16 protein-coding genes, 1 tRNA gene and 1 pseudogene are annotated in these 16,321 nt (G+C 38.3%); 10 read left to right on the top strand and 8 right to left on the bottom strand.

Annotated elements, in window-relative coordinates; translation table 11 throughout:
* Window positions 1–97: 97 nt before the first annotated feature.
* Both selD and DS031_RS10240 read right to left on the bottom strand, forming a co-directional pair.
* Window positions 98–1,129: a selenide, water dikinase SelD gene (selD, locus tag DS031_RS10245; protein WP_425451960.1), complete on the bottom strand. Its 1,032-nt coding sequence runs from the start codon at window positions 1,127–1,129 to the stop codon at window positions 98–100.
* A gap of 84 nt (window positions 1,130–1,213) precedes the next feature.
* Window positions 1,214–2,215 carry a glycosyltransferase family 4 protein gene (locus tag DS031_RS10240; RefSeq protein WP_113805984.1) on the bottom strand — a complete coding sequence of 334 codons (1,002 nt, stop codon included), beginning with the start codon at window positions 2,213–2,215 and terminating at the stop codon, window positions 1,214–1,216.
* 211 nt (window positions 2,216–2,426) lie between these two features.
* On the opposite strand from DS031_RS10240, the gene DS031_RS24115 reads away from it, so the two are divergent.
* Window positions 2,427–2,912, top strand: a complete 486-nt coding sequence (locus DS031_RS24115) for a redoxin domain-containing protein (protein ID WP_281269113.1) — start codon at window positions 2,427–2,429, stop codon at window positions 2,910–2,912.
* 62 nt (window positions 2,913–2,974) lie between these two features.
* On the opposite strand, the gene DS031_RS10225 is transcribed toward DS031_RS24115, so the two are convergent.
* From DS031_RS10225 to DS031_RS10215, 3 genes are all read right to left on the bottom strand, one after another.
* On the bottom strand, window positions 2,975–3,619 hold the full coding sequence (locus DS031_RS10225; protein WP_113805981.1) for an SDR family oxidoreductase: 645 nt from the start codon (window positions 3,617–3,619) through the stop codon (window positions 2,975–2,977).
* Between the two features lie 132 nt (window positions 3,620–3,751).
* Window positions 3,752–4,021, bottom strand: coding sequence for an OsmC family protein (locus tag DS031_RS10220; RefSeq protein ID WP_113805980.1), 270 nt, complete (start codon window positions 4,019–4,021; stop codon window positions 3,752–3,754).
* Complete coding sequence (locus DS031_RS10215; protein ID WP_113805979.1) at window positions 4,022–4,222, bottom strand: hypothetical protein; 201 nt, start codon at window positions 4,220–4,222, stop codon at window positions 4,022–4,024.
* 133 nt (window positions 4,223–4,355) lie between these two features.
* Between DS031_RS10215 and DS031_RS10210 the strand changes: the two genes are divergently transcribed.
* The 3 genes from DS031_RS10210 to DS031_RS10200 all read left to right on the top strand — a co-directional run bounded on the left by DS031_RS10210 (window position 4,356) and on the right by DS031_RS10200 (window position 7,134).
* Window positions 4,356–4,964 carry a class I SAM-dependent methyltransferase gene (locus tag DS031_RS10210; RefSeq protein ID WP_113805978.1) on the top strand — a complete coding sequence of 203 codons (609 nt, stop codon included), beginning with the start codon at window positions 4,356–4,358 and terminating at the stop codon, window positions 4,962–4,964.
* A 201-nt stretch (window positions 4,965–5,165) separates the two neighbouring features.
* Entirely contained in the window at window positions 5,166–6,641 is a 1,476-nt protein-coding gene (locus DS031_RS10205) for a protein adenylyltransferase SelO (protein WP_113806087.1), read from the top strand.
* A gap of 214 nt (window positions 6,642–6,855) precedes the next feature.
* Window positions 6,856–7,134: a hypothetical protein gene (locus DS031_RS10200; RefSeq protein ID WP_113805977.1), complete on the top strand. Its 279-nt coding sequence runs from the start codon at window positions 6,856–6,858 to the stop codon at window positions 7,132–7,134.
* Window positions 7,135–7,417: 283 nt separating this feature from the next.
* Here the strand turns inward: DS031_RS10200 and DS031_RS23615 are convergent.
* Window positions 7,418–7,514, bottom strand: a tRNA-Sec gene (locus DS031_RS23615).
* A gap of 170 nt (window positions 7,515–7,684) precedes the next feature.
* Here DS031_RS23615 and selB point away from each other — a divergent pair.
* From selB to selA, 3 genes and pseudogenes are all read left to right on the top strand, one after another.
* Entirely contained in the window at window positions 7,685–9,598 is a 1,914-nt protein-coding gene (gene selB / locus DS031_RS10190; protein WP_342767239.1) for a selenocysteine-specific translation elongation factor, read from the top strand.
* 123 nt (window positions 9,599–9,721) lie between these two features.
* Window positions 9,722–9,910 (top strand): annotated as a pseudogene (locus DS031_RS10185) (Rdx family protein); the annotation flags it as partial.
* Window positions 9,911–10,035: 125 nt separating this feature from the next.
* A complete protein-coding gene (gene selA / locus DS031_RS10180; protein ID WP_113805973.1) occupies window positions 10,036–11,448 on the top strand; it encodes an L-seryl-tRNA(Sec) selenium transferase in 1,413 nt (470 codons plus the stop codon).
* A 26-nt stretch (window positions 11,449–11,474) separates the two neighbouring features.
* Here the strand turns inward: selA and DS031_RS10175 are convergent, their stop codons facing one another.
* A complete protein-coding gene (locus DS031_RS10175; RefSeq protein ID WP_113805972.1) occupies window positions 11,475–12,752 on the bottom strand; it encodes an L-lactate MFS transporter in 1,278 nt (425 codons plus the stop codon).
* A gap of 308 nt (window positions 12,753–13,060) precedes the next feature.
* On the opposite strand from DS031_RS10175, the gene DS031_RS10170 reads away from it, so the two are divergent.
* On the top strand, window positions 13,061–13,873 hold the full coding sequence (locus DS031_RS10170) for a YitT family protein (RefSeq protein ID WP_181833109.1): 813 nt from the start codon (window positions 13,061–13,063) through the stop codon (window positions 13,871–13,873).
* A gap of 156 nt (window positions 13,874–14,029) precedes the next feature.
* Here the strand turns inward: DS031_RS10170 and DS031_RS10165 are convergent, their stop codons facing one another.
* Window positions 14,030–14,902, bottom strand: coding sequence for a LysR family transcriptional regulator (locus DS031_RS10165; protein ID WP_113805970.1), 873 nt, complete (start codon window positions 14,900–14,902; stop codon window positions 14,030–14,032).
* A 119-nt stretch (window positions 14,903–15,021) separates the two neighbouring features.
* Between DS031_RS10165 and DS031_RS10160 the strand changes: the two genes are divergently transcribed.
* Together DS031_RS10160 and DS031_RS10155 are read left to right on the top strand one after the other, a co-directional pair.
* Window positions 15,022–15,990, top strand: coding sequence for a cupin domain-containing protein (locus tag DS031_RS10160; RefSeq protein WP_113805969.1), 969 nt, complete (start codon window positions 15,022–15,024; stop codon window positions 15,988–15,990).
* 67 nt (window positions 15,991–16,057) lie between these two features.
* Window positions 16,058–16,303 (top strand): DUF1450 domain-containing protein, encoded by a 246-nt coding sequence (locus tag DS031_RS10155; RefSeq protein WP_113805968.1) that lies wholly within the window; start codon window positions 16,058–16,060, stop codon window positions 16,301–16,303.
* The last annotated feature ends 18 nt before the right edge of the window (window positions 16,304–16,321 follow it).

Here is a 16,321-nt window from a genome sequence, read left to right as displayed (position 1 = left end):
AAATAACCGGTTTTATATGTGACTAACTGTTAATACTACACGTTAAACTTTTACTTTCTATATTATTTCTAATAAAAGGACTCTATTACGAGTCCTTTTAGATGACTTTTATACAGCCTGGTGATTGCTTTGTTACTTCACCAATAATCGCGGATTCAACATTTTTCTCTTGAAGTGTTTGCTGTAATTCTTCCGCTTCTGCTTCTGGTACAGAAATAAGCAGTCCGCCTGATGTAATCGCATCGCAAAGAATGAGCTGGTCAAGTTCACTAATACTTGGATCATATTGGATGCGATCAGCGAGCCACTTATGATTTTTTCTTGTGCCGCCTGGAATAATATTTTGTTCAGCAAGTTCTTTTGTCCGCGGTAAAATCGGAACAGCTTTACTGTTAATCGTAATGCCGACACCGCTTCCTTCGGCTAATTCAATTGCATGGCCGAGTAAACCAAAGCCCGTAACATCTGTACAGCCATTTACGTTGTACTGTTCCATTGCTTCAGCAGCATCCTTATTTAAAGCGGCCATTACATTCATCACTCTGTCTAGGTCTTCTTGCTCAAGTAGATCTTTTTTAATAGCAGTTGTTAAAATCCCAACACCAATTGGCTTTGTTAAAATAAGTCGGTCACCAGGCTTTGCACCGGCATTTGATAAAATGCTGTCAGGGTGCACAGTCCCTGTTACAGATAAGCCGAACTTTGGTTCTTGATCATCAATCGAGTGACCGCCAACTAAAGCAGCACCTGATTCTTTTACTTTATCAGAAGCACCAACTAAAATATTAGCTAAAATGCTTTTATCTAACGTGCTGATTGGGAAACCAACGATATTCATTACCGTGATTGGTTTTCCACCCATTGCGTACACATCGCTTAATGAGTTTGCGGCAGCAATTTGACCGAACATATAAGGATCATCAACAATCGGTGTAAAAAAATCTAATGTCTGAACGAGGGCTGTGTCATCGTTAATTTTATATACGCCTGCATCATCAGATGTATCAAGACCAACGAGTAAGTTTGGATCGGGAGTCGATTTTGGTAAATGACGCAAAACTTGCGACAGGTCTTCAGGACCAATTTTGCATCCTCAGCCGCCTTTTGTTGATAAATTCGTTAACTTAATAACTTCATCTTTTTTTGACAATTTATTCACTCCTTTTTCTTTTTATTAAAACAAATAGAGAAGAGGGGAGAATGAATATTTTCTTTAAGGTTTTACCAGCACATCTTCATATATTTTTAAGAGCATTTCAACTTCTGATGTGTTGGTATGATGTTTATTAATATGCTTTTCGGCAGCTTCTCCAAATTGTTCTCTTATTTCGTAATTATTGACTAATTGCTCCGCATATTCAAGAAATTCGCCTTCATCGTTATAGACAAAGCCGGTTTGATTATGTGTGATCAGGCTGAGGTTTCCTTCATTTCCTGAAACTAAAAGAGGTATTCTTAAGCTCATCGCCTCAATAATCGCAGTGGATTGTCCTTCTGAGTGTGAGGTGTTTAACACAGCATCGGCATGTTTATAAATGGCACCCATTTCATGATGAGATACTTGTCCAATGTATTGTACCCAGTCTTTGTTTTCTTCAACAAGGTTTTTGACAAGCTGGCCTTCGTCTTTTTCGATAATTGGTCCGACGAGTAAAAGGCGAACATAAGGTAGTTTTTCATGCAGTTTTTTTAATGTGTGAATCGCAAACGGTACATTTTTTACTTTTCGTATGCCGGCTGGAAGTACAAATAAAAAGGTATTGTCTTCTTTTTGGATTGTAAAATCGGTAGTAGTAAAATTAGTTGTTCCTTGTGGGATGACAAACGTTTTCTCTTTAATTTCCGGAACTTCTTTCAATAAGATATTGCGCGCTTTTTCGCTAAAAACATGAACAGCTGATGCTTCTGTCACTGATTGAATTACATCGCTGCGTCTTTCATCATTAAACAAATCATGGTTTAAATCAGTTCCGGTCATTGTAATTACATACGTATCCATTTTTTGGTGGAGTGTTTCCTTAAACTTAAAGAAACGATAAGCGTGAAAGCCGTGAACAAGATCTGCAGGGGGAAGCATATTTACGTGATGATCTTCTGTAATTGAAACAATCTCGGTTTCAATGCCACGACTATTTAACTTATCTGATATTCGCTTTACAGTAATCGTGTTTCCGCGCGGTTGATGGTAATTTGGTGTTACTAAAACAATTTTCATTTTGTCACATCCTTAACATTCTGCTTATCTAAAAGGTGTAAAAATTCGTTTACTTTATTGATCATGCTTCTATTATCACGAAATTATTTGTAGGTGTCATATTTACTGCTTACAAAATAATGAGTGAAGCAAGTAAAGGTTTAATAAGAACTAAAAATGGAAAAAGTACTAAGGGATTTTTAAATTTAGATAAAAGAGAGGGGGAGAAATCTTGGAAGCATCTTTAAAAATTGGTGAAGCTGCACCTGACTTTTTATTATCCGCGACAACAAATGCTTTGAGTAAGGAAAAGATTGCATTATCAGATTACCGCGGAAAGAAAAATGTCCTTGTTGCGTTTTATCCACTTGATTTTACACCTGGCTGAATTAAGGAAATTACCTCTTGGAAAGAGGATTACAAAAAGTTTGAAGAGCTTCATACAGAAGTGCTCGCCATTAGTGTTGATCATATTTACGCACACAATGTTTTTGCGGCAAGTCTTGGAACACTGCCTTATCCGCTTTTATCAGACTGGCATAAAAAAACGGCAAAACAATACGATGTATTTGATGAAAAAAATGAAACAGCAAAGCGCTCTGTGTTTGTGGTTGATAAAGAGGGAACTCTTGTATATACTAACACTTCGTTTAAGGCACAAAGTAAAGAAGATTATGACACAGTGTTTGCGGAGCTTGGTAAACTTCATAATCAATAAGTGAAAGAAAAAAGGTTGACAAGTTTTAGGGTGTTATACCCAATTTTGCCAACCTTTTTTGATTAAATCGATTTTAATGCATTAGAAATGGAATGCTCACCAGAAATAAGATCAAATGAACGTTTAAACGTATTTTCTTCATTTAAAGCCGCCGTAATTGTTTTTGCAACATCTTCACGAGGTATGGATGCTCGCGTTAAGTTCTCAGCAGCTGACACTTTATCAGTACCCGGCTCGTTTAACAGGCCGCCTGGGCGAATAATCGTATACGTTAAATCGCTTTGTTCAAGAATTTTGTCTGCATAATGTTTAGCGGCATAATAAGGTCTAATTTTTTCATTCCAATTTTCGCGATTATGAGCCTGCAGCGCACTCACCATAACAAAGCGTTTAATGCCTGCTTTTTCAGCAGCTTCAATTGTTTTTGCTGCGCCATCGAGATCGATTAAAAGCGTTTTGTCTGCACCTGTATGTCCGCCAGAACCAGCAGTAAATACAATTGCATCACAGCCTTTAGCCGCTTCAGCAATTTCATCAACATTGCCTTCTAAATCAGCTAAAGCTGTTTCAATTCCTTCTTTTTCTAAAGATTCTGCTTGTTCTTTTTTCCTAACCATCGCTCTTACTGTATGGTCATTACTTTCCTTTAACAAATTGATAAGGTGTGTGCCGATTTGTCCATTTGCTCCAACAACAAATACTTTCATATCATCATCTCCTTACATTTTGTTGGGATTATCTTTTAGTATTGTTTCATCAAAAGCAGGATGTTTCAAATAATTTGTTTCATGATACGAAAGAGACTAACTTTCACCGTAGAAAGTTAGTCTCCATTCATTTTAATACACTTCAATGTCCCATGTGTGCTCGAACTCAACAGCGCCTTTCAGCGTTTGAGCGACTGGACAGCCTTTCTCAAATACAGACAGTGCTCGCTCAGCGGCATCTACTTTTCCATCTGGAACTTTCACGTTGTAGTGACAGCTGATTTTTGTGATTTTTAAAACGCCTTCAGGTGCTTCAATCGTACCTTGAATATTTGCCTTTACTTTGTCAGGTGAAGTCGGAATTTTACGCGCCTCCAGCGCGCCAGAAAGGGTCCCGACCAGTCAGCCGCCAGCAGCTGCAACGATGTGGTCTAATGTTGAAGGATATTCCACTTCCGGCTCGACATCGTAAAATCTTTTTACCCCTCCGTGAACGCCAAAAAGAAGAGGTTCTTCAAAGCCTTCTATGTAAGCTTCGCGGATTTTATTAGCGGTATCTTTTTGAATAATCGTGATTTTCGTTAACGCAATTGGTTCACTCATTTTATCACCATCCTTAACTATAAGAATAATAATCTTCCATTTTTTATGCAAACAATGCGGCTTGGTTTATAAGTTTTTATGCTATGATAATAATATTTCAAAATTTTGCAGGAATTAATATAAGGAGAAACTAATGAAAGAAAAAACTTATGATGAATTACTGAACATCAATACGAGAATACACCAAAAAGGATTTAATAACTCGTCTCATTATCACCGCTATGAAGCAACACCATATGAGGCATTAGAGACTTTATTTGAAAACTATGAAGTGAAAAGCAGTGATCGGGTTGTTGATTTTGGCTGCGGAAAAGGACGGTTAAATTTTTATATTCATTATTTCTACAAAGCATCTGTCGTAGGGGTCGAAATGAACGAGGTTTTTTACAATGAAGCTATAGAAAATAAAAACAACTATTTTAAAAAAGTAAAACATAGTAAAGATGACATTCAGTTTTGCTGCTGTTATGTAGAAGAGTACCAGATTGATTCCCTAGATAACCGATTTTATTTCTTTAATCCATTTTCGGTTCAAATCTTTATGAAAGTGGTAAACAACATCCTGCTTTCAGTTGAACAAGCAGCACGGGAAGTCGAGATCATTTTATATTATGGATCAGAAGATTATGTTTATTTTTTAGAAAATCATCCTTCTTTTGAGTTAAAGAAGGAAGTAATTCTACCAGGCGTTTATGAGCAAAATCCTTATGAGAAATTTTTGATTTATTGTTTGATTTATTAAGAGAGTTGAATTAATTGTTCAACGGGTGTTATGTTTGTATGAAAGAAGTATAATAAATTGGTAAAAGTAGACACTAAAACAGCTTTTATTGCGTTAGTATAAAGGTAGATCACTAAAATTAGTTGAGGATATGTATGATTTTTATTTTAGGAAAGCGAAAAGATGAAAATACAAAAAGACAAAAGAGGAAAAGGAGATACAATGACACAAAAAAAAGAAACAATAAAAACAGGATGGAACTTAGATAACAGTTACGCTCGTCTGCCAAAAACCTTTTTTAGCAGTCTTAATCTAAACCCTGTACGCTCACCGAAGTTGATTATTTTCAATTCTCCGTTAGCAGAATCACTGGGATTGAACGATGAGGCGCTGCAAAGTGAAGATAGTATAGAGGTGTTTGCTGGAAACAAGATTCCTGAAGGCGGATTTCCGCTGGCTCAAGCTTACGGCGGCCATCAATTCGGACATTTTAATATGTTAGGGGACGGTCGGGCACTGCTTCTTGGCGAGCAGATTACGCCTAAAGGTGAGCGGTTTGATATTCAGCTTAAAGGTTCAGGTAGAACGCCATATTCCCGCGGAGGCGATGGTCGAGCGGCACTTGGACCGATGCTGCGTGAATATATTATTAGCGAAGCGATGCATGCGCTCGGTATTCCGACTACCCGCAGCCTAGCAGTTGTGACAACTGGTGAGTCAATCATTCGGGAAACAGAACTCTCTGGTGCTGTTCTCACCCGTGTGGCTTCTAGTCATCTGCGCGTCGGTACCTTTCAATATGCGGCAGGATGGGGGACAGTTGAGGACCTTCGCGCTCTAGCTGACTATACGATAAAACGCCATTATCCAGAAATTGAAGCTGATGAAAATTGCTATCTTTTGCTGCTTAAAAAATTGATTGAGCGTCAAGCCGAGCTGATTGCGAAATGGCAGATTGTTGGTTTTATTCACGGGGTGATGAACACTGATAATATGACGATTAGCGGAGAAACGATTGATTATGGTCCATGTGCCTTTATGGATACGTATGACCCGAAAACGGTATTTAGCTCGATTGATGCCCAAGGTCGCTATGCATACGGCAATCAGCCGTATATTGGCGGGTGGAATCTTGCAAGGTTTGCTGAAACGCTCATTCCGCTTCTACATGAAAATGGGGAGAAGGGTCTTGAACTGGCGCAAGAGGCCATTTCAAGTTTTGGTGAGTTGTATCAATCTAACTGGATCACAGGCATGAGAGCAAAACTCGGAATATTTAATGAAGAATCAGAGGATGAAGCTCTTATTGAAGATCTCCTTAAAATGATGGAGAAAGATCATGCAGACTATACAAATACTTTCATAGCATTAACTTTTGATAAACATGAAAATATAGACCTGTTTGGCACAGAAGAATTTAAAGAGTGGCATGAGCGCTGGCAGGCACGACTAGGCAGGCAGCAGCAATCAAAAGACGCATCACAGCAGTTGATGAGAAACTCTAACCCTGCGCTAATTCCTCGCAACCATCGCGTAGAAGAGGCGCTCTCAGCTGCGGTGAAGCAAGGAGATTATGGTGTGATGGAGAAGCTTCTTGGTGCTCTTTCAAACCCATACGCACACACTCCTGAGCAGGCTGATTACTGTACACCGCCTCCGCCATCAGCACGTCCTTACCGAACTTTTTGTGGTACATGATAAAAGAGTATTAGGAAGGTTCTGTTTGTTTTTTTACTAATTTGACCGTTCACACTAAAAAATCACATTTGAAATCTTTAGTAATAGCGAGCTTGAAAACTATCCAGCTCGCTTTTTATTTAGTTCTCTTTCTTAAAAATAGGCGGGTGCCTACACTTCCTCCAAAATAGACACATACACTATTTTGGAATATGTGGTTGAGGGAGAGGAAAAAATGGAAAGTCAATCCTATGAAAGTTTTGATGATCAGCAAAGACCTTCTTACCATCATGGCCATGGCGGCTATTATCCAGGCTATGGTTATCATCATGGTCATGGCGGCTATTATCCAGGCTATGGTTATCATCATGGGCACGGCGGCTATTATCCAGGCTACGGTTACCATCACGGTCATGGCGGCTATTATCCGGGCTATGGTTACCATCACGGTCATAGCGGCTATTATCCAGGCTATGGCTTCCACCATGGGCATGGTACCTATTACTATGGATAACCGGTAATCTTTAGAGTTTTTGTTAAGCTAAGTGTACAATTATGTAACAGAGCAGACCGATAAATTAGTCGGTCTTTTTTTTATTATCCGCGTGTTTTACGGGTAGTTGAGGACTTGTTTCTCTGCATACTAATTACCTCCTACAATTTTTTGTAGCAGGTCAATAACAGTTCTATAAATTGCAAATTCCCCAAAGAGTCTCAAAGTACCCATTGGAACCTCTCTAAAATCGCCTCGAAAATTTGTGGTATATCTGCCTAACCAAAATTCCAAAACCCAATATTGGCGGGACTGTGTGGGAATCGAACCCACCGAGCCTGGCACGCAGGCCCCTCAGAGTTTTGAAGACTCAGGGGAACACCAGTTACCCATCCAACCCCATATGAATTTTCTTAGCTGCAAAAACCATTCTATCTAAAATGACTTCATTTCGCAAGTGATAAGCTTTCGTATCAGATAACCTAACTATTCACTAACTAATCCAATTACTTGAACAGTGGCTGTTTTCCAATTAAAGTAGAAATGACATAACATTTAAAAGTAAAAGTTGGTGACAGAATTGGATACAAAGTATTATACGATTGGCATGGCAGGTCACATTGATCACGGTAAAACAACATTAACAAAAGCGCTGACGAATGTTGATACCGATCGGCTAAAGGAAGAGAAAGAGCGAAACATTTCGATTGAATTAGGCTATGCACCGTTACATATGAAAGATAACATGCATGTTTCTGTTGTCGATGTGCCCGGTCATGAGCGGTTTATTCGGCAAATGATTGCCGGAGTGGCGGGGATTGATCTTGTTCTTCTTGTGATTGCGGCAGATGAAGGGACAATGCCGCAAACGAAGGAACATATTGAAATCCTTGAGTTTCTTGGGATCAAGCGCTGTATTGTCGTAATCACAAAAATTGATACAGTCGATGAAGAGTTTCTGGAAATTGTCACACTAGATATTCAGGAGCAGTTGGCAAGCACTGTTTTTCATGATGCCTCTGTTGTTTATGCAGACAGCATTTCAAAAAAAGGAATTGACGAGTTAAAAGAAAAAATTTTTTATGAATTAAACGAGATTGAAACCCGCGACAGCTATGGATCGTTTCGGCTGCCAATTGATCAAGTGTTTACAGTGCAGGGGCAGGGAACGGTTGTGCGCGGCACGATTTACGAAGGACTGGTGAGAAAAGGAAGTCCATTAATCGTTCTTCCTCAACAGAAAAAAGTAAAAGCACGGCAAATTCAAGTCCATCACCAAGAGACAGATGAAGCGCGGGCAGGACAGAGAACGGCGATTAATTTAGGCGGTATTACAAAAGAGGAAGTTCAGCGCGGCGATGTTCTTGTTTCCTCCGATCATTTTCTAGTCACAAAGGTCATTGATGTTTCTTTAAAATTTGTTGATGAAATGAACTCGCCAATCAAGCAGCGCTCTCTAGTGAAAATTCATGTTGGCACATCAGAAGTGATGGGAACGATCGTCTTTTTTGATCGAAATGAAGTAAAACAAACGAGCGATGAAGTGCTTTGTCAGCTTCGTCTTCATGAAGAGGTTGTTGTGCGCCGCGGCGATCGATTTATTTTAAGAAGGCCAACACCTGTTGAAACAGTTGGTGGAGGCTGGGTGATTGACCCTAAAGGCGAAAAATACCGATTTGGCGTTGAAACGATTGAAGCTTTAATGAAAAAGAAAGAAGGAACACCAGAAGATCGCCTGAAAGATGTTTTATTTGAGTATAAATTGCTTGATATGCAGCAGATCATGCAGTATACATCATTAAATGAACATGAATTACATGATGTGTTAAAAAAAGAAGTTGAAAATAACAACATTATCGAAATGACGAACGATCGTTTTATCCTTTCACATCAGTTAATCACACTGCAGGATGAACTGGTGAATGCGGTAAAAGATTATCATGAACAGTATCCAATGAGAATCGGTATAAATAAAGCAGAACTTGTTCAATCGTATAGAGACTTTTATCCAAAGTTATATGTTGAGTTTGCGGTTGAAAAGCTAGTTGAGAAGAGTAAATTAAAAAAGAGCGAACAATATATCGCTTTACAATCTTTTGCCTCTCACTTTCCTAAAAAGTGGGAAAAACGGATGAATCAAATCATTGATCATTTAAAAAGCGATGGGATCGCGGTAAAACGATGGGAGGAATATGTAAAAGCTTCACAAATTCCTGAGAAAGAAATTGTAGACCTGCAAACATTTTTACTTCAAAGCGGGGAAGCCTATAAATTGGATGAGCATCTGCTTGTTCATAAATTATCGTTTGAAAAAGCGTTATCTCACTTAAAACAAGAAACAGAACAATCATTTGATTTAAAGACTGCGAAAGAAATTTTAGAGCTTCCAAGAAAATATTTAATTCCGTTTTTAGAGCTGCTTGATGAATTAAAGCTCACCTCTCGTTTAGAAAATGAGCGGAAATGGGTAAAATTAAAACAGTGATAAGCAAAACATTTTAAATTTAGTTTTTCATTTTGTACAATAAACTTATCAATGGTTAAAGGAGTTTTTTAGATGAGTTACAAAGTAGCAATTGAATTTTGCATGATGTGAAACTATTCACCAAAAGCCGCAGGTCTTGCGGAACAGCTATTTACACACTTTCGAGGAAAGATTACCTCATTGGAACTTATTCCAGCTTCAGGTGGGATATTTGAAGTGACCGTAAATGAGGAAAAAATTTATTCTAAGAAAGAAACAGGAAAATTTCCACAAGTAGAGGAAATTATCAACAAAATGGATGAAAAGTTTTAATGATGTTGAGAAGAGGCCGATCTTATACTTTAAGTCGGCCTCTTTTTTCTAGTTAGTCGTACCAGCAGACGATTTTTAATTTTCCATTTTTTGCTGATATAATAAACGTAATGGAGGGGTAAACAATGAAAAAATATTTACGAGAACTGCCGCCAGTCCATGAACTGCAAAAAGATGAGCGTTTTAATAGCATATTAGATGAAATTTCTTTAGAAAAGTCAAGGCTAACGAAAGTTCTTCAAGAAGAAATTAATTTGATAAGAGAGCAGTTGTTACAAAATAAACTGCAAATTGATGAAGACAATAAACCAAATTTTACGGAATTGATTTTTGAAAATACAGAAAGAAGAGTTACAAATTTAAAAGAAGGTTATTTAAAGCAAGTCATTAATGGGACAGGAACGATTTTGCATACAAATTTAGGGAGAGCGCGTTTAAGTGACAAAGCAGTGGAACATGTAATCGATGCGGCTCGTCACTATTCTAATTTAGAATATAAACTAGCGGAAGGAAAACGAGGCTCACGTCATGACATTATTGAAGAGCTGCTTACTGAAGTAACCGGTGCTGAAGCGGCAATGGTTGTAAACAATAATGCAGCTGCTGTTTATCTTGTATTACGAGCGTTAGCGAAAGAAAAGGAAGTAATTGTTTCGCGCGGTCAGCTCGTTGAAATTGGCGGCTCCTTTCGAGTATCTTCAATTATGGAGGAAAGCGGTGCCCATTTAATTGAGGTTGGTACTACAAATAAAACCCATCTTTATGATTATGAAAACGCGATTAATGAACAGACCGCGATGATGATGAAAGTACATACAAGTAATTTTAAAACGATTGGTTTTACAAAATCTGTTGAGACAGAAGAACTTGTCGCATTGAAAGATCATCATCCACATCTTATTTTTTATGAAGACCTAGGAAGCGGCTCACTTTATGATTTTAAAAGCGCTGGAATTGGTGATGAGCCAGTCGTAAAAGAAGTGATTGATGCGGGAGTGGATGTGGTTTCGTTTAGCGGTGATAAATTGTTAGGTGGACCGCAGGCAGGAATTATTGCTGGAAAAAAAGAGATTATTGCTAAGCTAAAGAAACATCAATTAGCACGCGTGCTTCGTGTTGATAAAATGACATTCGCGGCACTTGAATCAACATTAAAAATGTATTTATTGGGAGAGGAAGCCCTCAAAGAGCTTCCAACTGTTCGTGATATTATCGAGCCGCTTGAAGAAATAAAAGAGCGCGCTGAAGCATTTCTAAAAGAACTTACACAGCAGACATCGTCCTTTCAAGCTGAACTAATAAACGAAATCTCACAGATTGGAGGAGGAACAATGCCTGATGTGGAACTTCCGACATTTGCTGTAGCGGTTACGAATGAGCACTTGTCCTCACATGAACTTTCTGAAAGGTTAAGAAAAGGTACCCCAGCGATTGTTACACGAATTAAAGAAAACAAAGTAATCATTGATTTTCGAACGATTACGAAACAAGAACTATCAGAACTAATAGCGGGATTTAAAGAAGTTACGAGAGGATGATTTGAATACGTCATCCTCTTACTTTATTAAGAAAGTTTTCTTGCTGTATGACCAACGCTTTTTTGCGGCTGTCCATTTTGAATTTTTTTAATATCTAAACGAAGCATAATCGAAATAAGGAAAGCAAAAAGAATTAAGCCTGTAAATACATAGAAGACTGGAATATAACTGCCTGTATTTTCTTTAATTGTTGCGACTAACATTGGACCAAATACACCGCCAAGAGACCAAGTTGTTAAAAGATAGCCGTGAATGGCGCCAAGTTGTTTTGTTCCAAATAAATCTCCAATAAATGCAGGCAGGTTAGAAAAACCTCCACCATAGCAGCTAACAACGAGCAAAATAAATGCTTGGAACAATAGGGCATTTGTTGTTAAAGGAAGCGAGATGAACGCAACGATTTGAATGATAAAGAAAATCATAAAAACAGTAGGTCGGCCAATATAGTCAGAAGCCGCGGCCCAACCAAGTCTTCCGCCGCCGTTAAAAATCCCCATAATTCCTACCATCGCAGCAGCCGCTGCGGCAGATAAGCCAACAACTTCTTGTGCCATCGGAGAAGCAACTGAAATCATCATAATTCCTGCACTTGTATTAATCAGCATCATTGTCCAGAGCATCCAAAAGTGTTTGGTTTTTACCGCTTCTTTTGCGGTTAACTGTGCTAAATCTTTTTTACCTTCTTTATTACCGGATAACACATCTTTTTCCATTCCTTTTGGCATCCAACCTTCTTCAGGAGGAGCGATATAAGAAGCGCCAAGAATCATTAAAATAAAATAACTGATTCCGAGGATGTAGAAGGTTATTTCGATGCCAATCGATTCGATTAGGCTTGCTGCAACGGGAGCGGTAATAAGAGCGCCTGTACCAAACCCAAGTACTGCCATCCCTGTAGCTAAGCCTCTGCGGTCAGGAAACCATTTGACAAGTGTAGAAACAGGTGAGATATAGCCGATTCCTAATCCAAGTCCGCTTAATAAACCGTATGTAAGCAGGAAAAGTGTGAGAGAATCAACGGCAGCAGCTAAACCGGAACCAGCTTGTCCTAACCCGAATAATACTGCTGCAACCATGGCGGATTTCCTTGGACCATTTCTTTCAACAAATTTCCCAAACACAGCAGCAGAAGATCCTGCAAGCGCCATCATTATTGTGAATGCTAAGGTTACATCGGTTAATGACCAACCCATTGTGTCGACTAAAGGCTTTTTGTACACACTGTAAGCATAGGCAGCACCGATAGATAGATGAATGGCAATTGCTGATAACGCGATGAGCCATCTGTTTTTAGTTGTCTTCATGTCATTTCCTCCTTCTTGTATATAAGATTATTTTTGGCAGTTTCGCCAATTAGTTTATTATTTGTATATAATGTTACATATTCCTGCAAGAAAAATCAAAAAATTATAAATATTTAAGAATTTTGTGTCAGATTTATGAACATCTTTTGGAGATGGTTGACAAAAGGGAAGGCTGTATATGATTTCAGTGTAATGTTTTGCATTTACTATTACCTTTTTGATGTCTAAAAAGTTGCGCTAAAGGGAAAGCATTATTTTTAAGGGATTTTGGCTACACTTATTAGGAAAGAGAAAGGAGATTTTTTATGATTGTGCGTTTAACTGTAATTATTATTGCATCTATTATTATTGCCTTTTCCTTTAATATGTTCTTACTTCCTCATGAAGTATTATCTTCTGGAGTAACAGGAATTGCGTTTATTATTGGTTTAAAAATGCCTGGTATAAACTCTGGATTTATGATTTTAATTCTCAATATTCCCATTGTGATTTACGGATATAAAGTACTGGGGAGGAGGTTAATTTTTTATACGATGATTTCGATCGTTGTAACATCTTTTTCCATGCAAATTATTCCGAAAGAAGCACTTGCGCAGGATCCGCTGCTGTCAGCCGTATTTGGAGGGGCAATCGGCGGAATTGGCATCGGGTTAGTTTTTAAATATCAAGGTTCAACAGGTGGTTTTGACATTATTGGTTTAGGTATCACTAAAAAAAAGGAAATCCCGCTTGGAACGATTATGTTTGCCTTAAATGCGGCCGTTGTGTTTGTCGCAGGTTTTCTGTTCGATTGGGACAAGGCATTATTTACAATGGCGTCTATTTTTGTAACTGGAAAAGTGATTGATGCGATTCATACTTCTCATTTAAAACTAACGGTAACGATTATTACCCGAAAAGGTGAGGAAGTGAAACAAGAACTGCTGAAAAATGTTGTTCGAGGCATTACTGTTTGGAAAGGGGAAGGAGCCTATTCCAATGAAGGAAGAAGCATCCTTTATACAGTCGTTTCACGTTATGAGGTGGAAGTGTTAAAAGAACTTATCGCAAAAGTAGATGACAAAGCATTTGTAAACATTACTAGCACAGCTGAGTTAATGGGTAATTTTAGAAAAACATAGCATTCAAATTGAGTGAACTAAGTAAGTTATTAAGATCGAAATTATGAAAAAACACCAACTTTTAGAGCATTGGTACAGTTCGCTTAAAGTTGGTGTTTTCTTTTTTACAGAGAGTGGGTTCAGACAAATAGTTTATTTAGATGAGTATGTATTCATTCAATTATTTTTATCCCATTCTTTGGCTATTTCTATAAAGGTTTTTACTAAAGGAGATTGATCAGTCCTGCGCCAAGAGATACCCATGGAGGCGGCAGGTAATTGATTGTTAAAATCTAGATACACGACCTCTTGAGTATGCAAATTCATAGCTGATTGTGGAACGACTGCGATCCCCATACCTGCGGCAACTAAACCAATGACAGTTTGAAACTCGAGTGCCTCTTGTTGGATGATCGGATTGCATAATCCTAGAATTTCATCATATAAGCCTGCCCACGTTTTTCTCGATAACATTACAAAAGGATAAGGCGTAAGGTCGAGAAGAGAAAGGTTTTCTTTTTCCAATAATGGATGTTGTTTTGGAACGGCTAATACACAAGGAGCAATAGATACAATTTCAGTACGTAATGCTTCATAATGAACAGGAGGTCTTAACACGCCTACATCAATTTCCTCTTCAAGCAATGTTTCGATTTGCATAGGTGTGGACAGTTCAAGAAGATGGACCTGAACGTCCGGATATAAACTGCGAAATTCTCGCAGAACAGAAGGAAGAATATCATAAGTAGCAGACCCAACAAAACCAACCGTCAGCTTTCCAATCTCCCCATGATGAGTACGCTGCGCATTTTCAACAGCACGGTCTAGATGATCGAACATTTTGCGTACGTCGTCGAAAAATAATTTTCCTGCATCCGTTAATTCTACATGACGGTTATTTCGATAAAACAGTACAATACCTAACTCCTTCTCTAAGTTTTGAATTTGTAAGCTTAAAGGAGGTTGTGTAATCCGAAGCCGTTCAGCTGCACGGCTGAAATTTAATTCTTCAGCTACAGTAATAAAATATTGAAGCTGTCGAAGTTCCATCAGTTATCACCTGCTTTTCAGTTATACATAAAACATATTATAGTAATACAAATTATATATTTTACAAACATTATCAGTCAAGATATGATAGAGTCATAAAGATAACAGGAGGGTTATATATGACTAAACATGCACAACCAGGGCAATTATCTGTAGGAACTGTAAATGAAAACTGGACGGGTGATGCTCGTTTTTATGAATATTCTACTGCGGCTGACCCGATTGGAAGCGGTATCATTACCCCTCTTCCAGCGAAAGAATTTGGACCTGAATTATATAACTCAGGCGAAACTCGTATCGTAACATTGGATCTTGCGAACGATCTGAAAACGGAATATCCGGCGACAAGTCCATCACTTCTTGCTCACTTTATGCGAATCAATAAAGGGGATTCGATTAATACAGAACCAAATGCAACGAGTGAACTATATTACATTATTTCCGGTGCCGGAAGTACAGAGGTAAACGGTGAAACGATTAACTGGAAGAAGGGAGATTTTTTAACACTCCCATCTGGATCGGTTAGCACACATACAGCAGCAGAAGATACCACAATCTACTATATTATTGATACACCAATTCTTGATTATCTAGGAGCAAAAGCGACAAAAGCACGCTTTAAGCCGACACTTTTTACAGCTGAACAAGCGAAAGAAAAATTGGATGAAGTAGCAAATGCACCAGATGCGCATTTGAAAAATCGTATCTCTATTTTGTTAAACAATCAAAAATTTGATCAAACGCTAACAATTACACATGTATTATGGGCTATGTTTGGAATTGTGCCTGTTGGTTCGAATCAAGCTCCTCACAGCCATAAGTCGGTCGCTCTCGACTTTGTAGCTTATGCAGAACCTGGTACATATACGTTAGTTGGAGATAAAATTGATCCTGTTACAAAGGAAATTATTGATCCGATTCGTATTGATTGGGAAACAGGGAAAGCTTTTGTTACTCCTCCAGGATTGTGGCATTCACATCACAATGAATCTGGGGAACCAGCATTTATCATCCCAATTCAAGATGCAGGTCTTCAAACATACCTTCGTACATTGGATATTCAATTTACTCATTATGATGAAGAATAGAAGAGGTTAAATGATTAGGGTCTGACCCTATGCTTTTGAGTTACCTTTTGATGAAAGGAATAGTAAAATGAGAAGTGCTAAGTTTTGTGAGCGAAACGTTAAAGTAACAGAGGCTGGTGAAGCTGTAGATATTCTCCAAAGAGACTATGCTGATGAAGTAAAAGTCTATGTTGTTGATTGTTTTAGAAGATGTTTAGAGTGTAGAGTAAAACCATTTTCCCGCATCCAATTAACAACGATTGAAGCGAAGGATGGGGAAACTTTGGTAAATAAAATAATTGAAACCGTTCGGGGAGAGGAATCGCTGAAATAAACGGCACTAATAGTTGAT

The sequence above is a fragment of the Bacillus taeanensis genome, from assembly GCF_003318295.1.
Taxonomy (GTDB): domain Bacteria; phylum Bacillota; class Bacilli; order Bacillales; family UBA6769; genus Maribacillus; species Maribacillus taeanensis.
Note: the sequence above shows the minus strand (reverse complement) of the source record. Positions and strands in the feature narration are given on the sequence as shown.

Excerpts from the sequence above, each read along its gene's own strand:
- DS031_RS10225 (WP_113805981.1), bottom strand. The coding sequence starts at position 3,619 with ATGAAAGTATTTGTTGTTGGAGCAAATGGACAAATCGGCACACACCTT.
- selA (WP_113805973.1), top strand. The coding sequence starts at position 10,036 with ATGAAAAAATATTTACGAGAACTGCCGCCAGTCCATGAACTGCAAAAA.
- DS031_RS10155 (WP_113805968.1), top strand. The coding sequence starts at position 16,058 with ATGAGAAGTGCTAAGTTTTGTGAGCGAAACGTTAAAGTAACAGAGGCT.
- DS031_RS10165 (WP_113805970.1), bottom strand. The coding sequence starts at position 14,902 with ATGGAACTTCGACAGCTTCAATATTTTATTACTGTAGCTGAAGAATTA.
- DS031_RS10215 (WP_113805979.1), bottom strand. The coding sequence starts at position 4,222 with ATGAGTGAACCAATTGCGTTAACGAAAATCACGATTATTCAAAAAGAT.
- DS031_RS10160 (WP_113805969.1), top strand. The coding sequence starts at position 15,022 with ATGACTAAACATGCACAACCAGGGCAATTATCTGTAGGAACTGTAAAT.
- DS031_RS10175 (WP_113805972.1), bottom strand. The coding sequence starts at position 12,752 with ATGAAGACAACTAAAAACAGATGGCTCATCGCGTTATCAGCAATTGCC.
- DS031_RS10200 (WP_113805977.1), top strand. The coding sequence starts at position 6,856 with ATGGAAAGTCAATCCTATGAAAGTTTTGATGATCAGCAAAGACCTTCT.
- DS031_RS10210 (WP_113805978.1), top strand. The coding sequence starts at position 4,356 with ATGAAAGAAAAAACTTATGATGAATTACTGAACATCAATACGAGAATA.
- DS031_RS10205 (WP_113806087.1), top strand. The coding sequence starts at position 5,166 with ATGACACAAAAAAAAGAAACAATAAAAACAGGATGGAACTTAGATAAC.
- DS031_RS10240 (WP_113805984.1), bottom strand. The coding sequence starts at position 2,215 with ATGAAAATTGTTTTAGTAACACCAAATTACCATCAACCGCGCGGAAAC.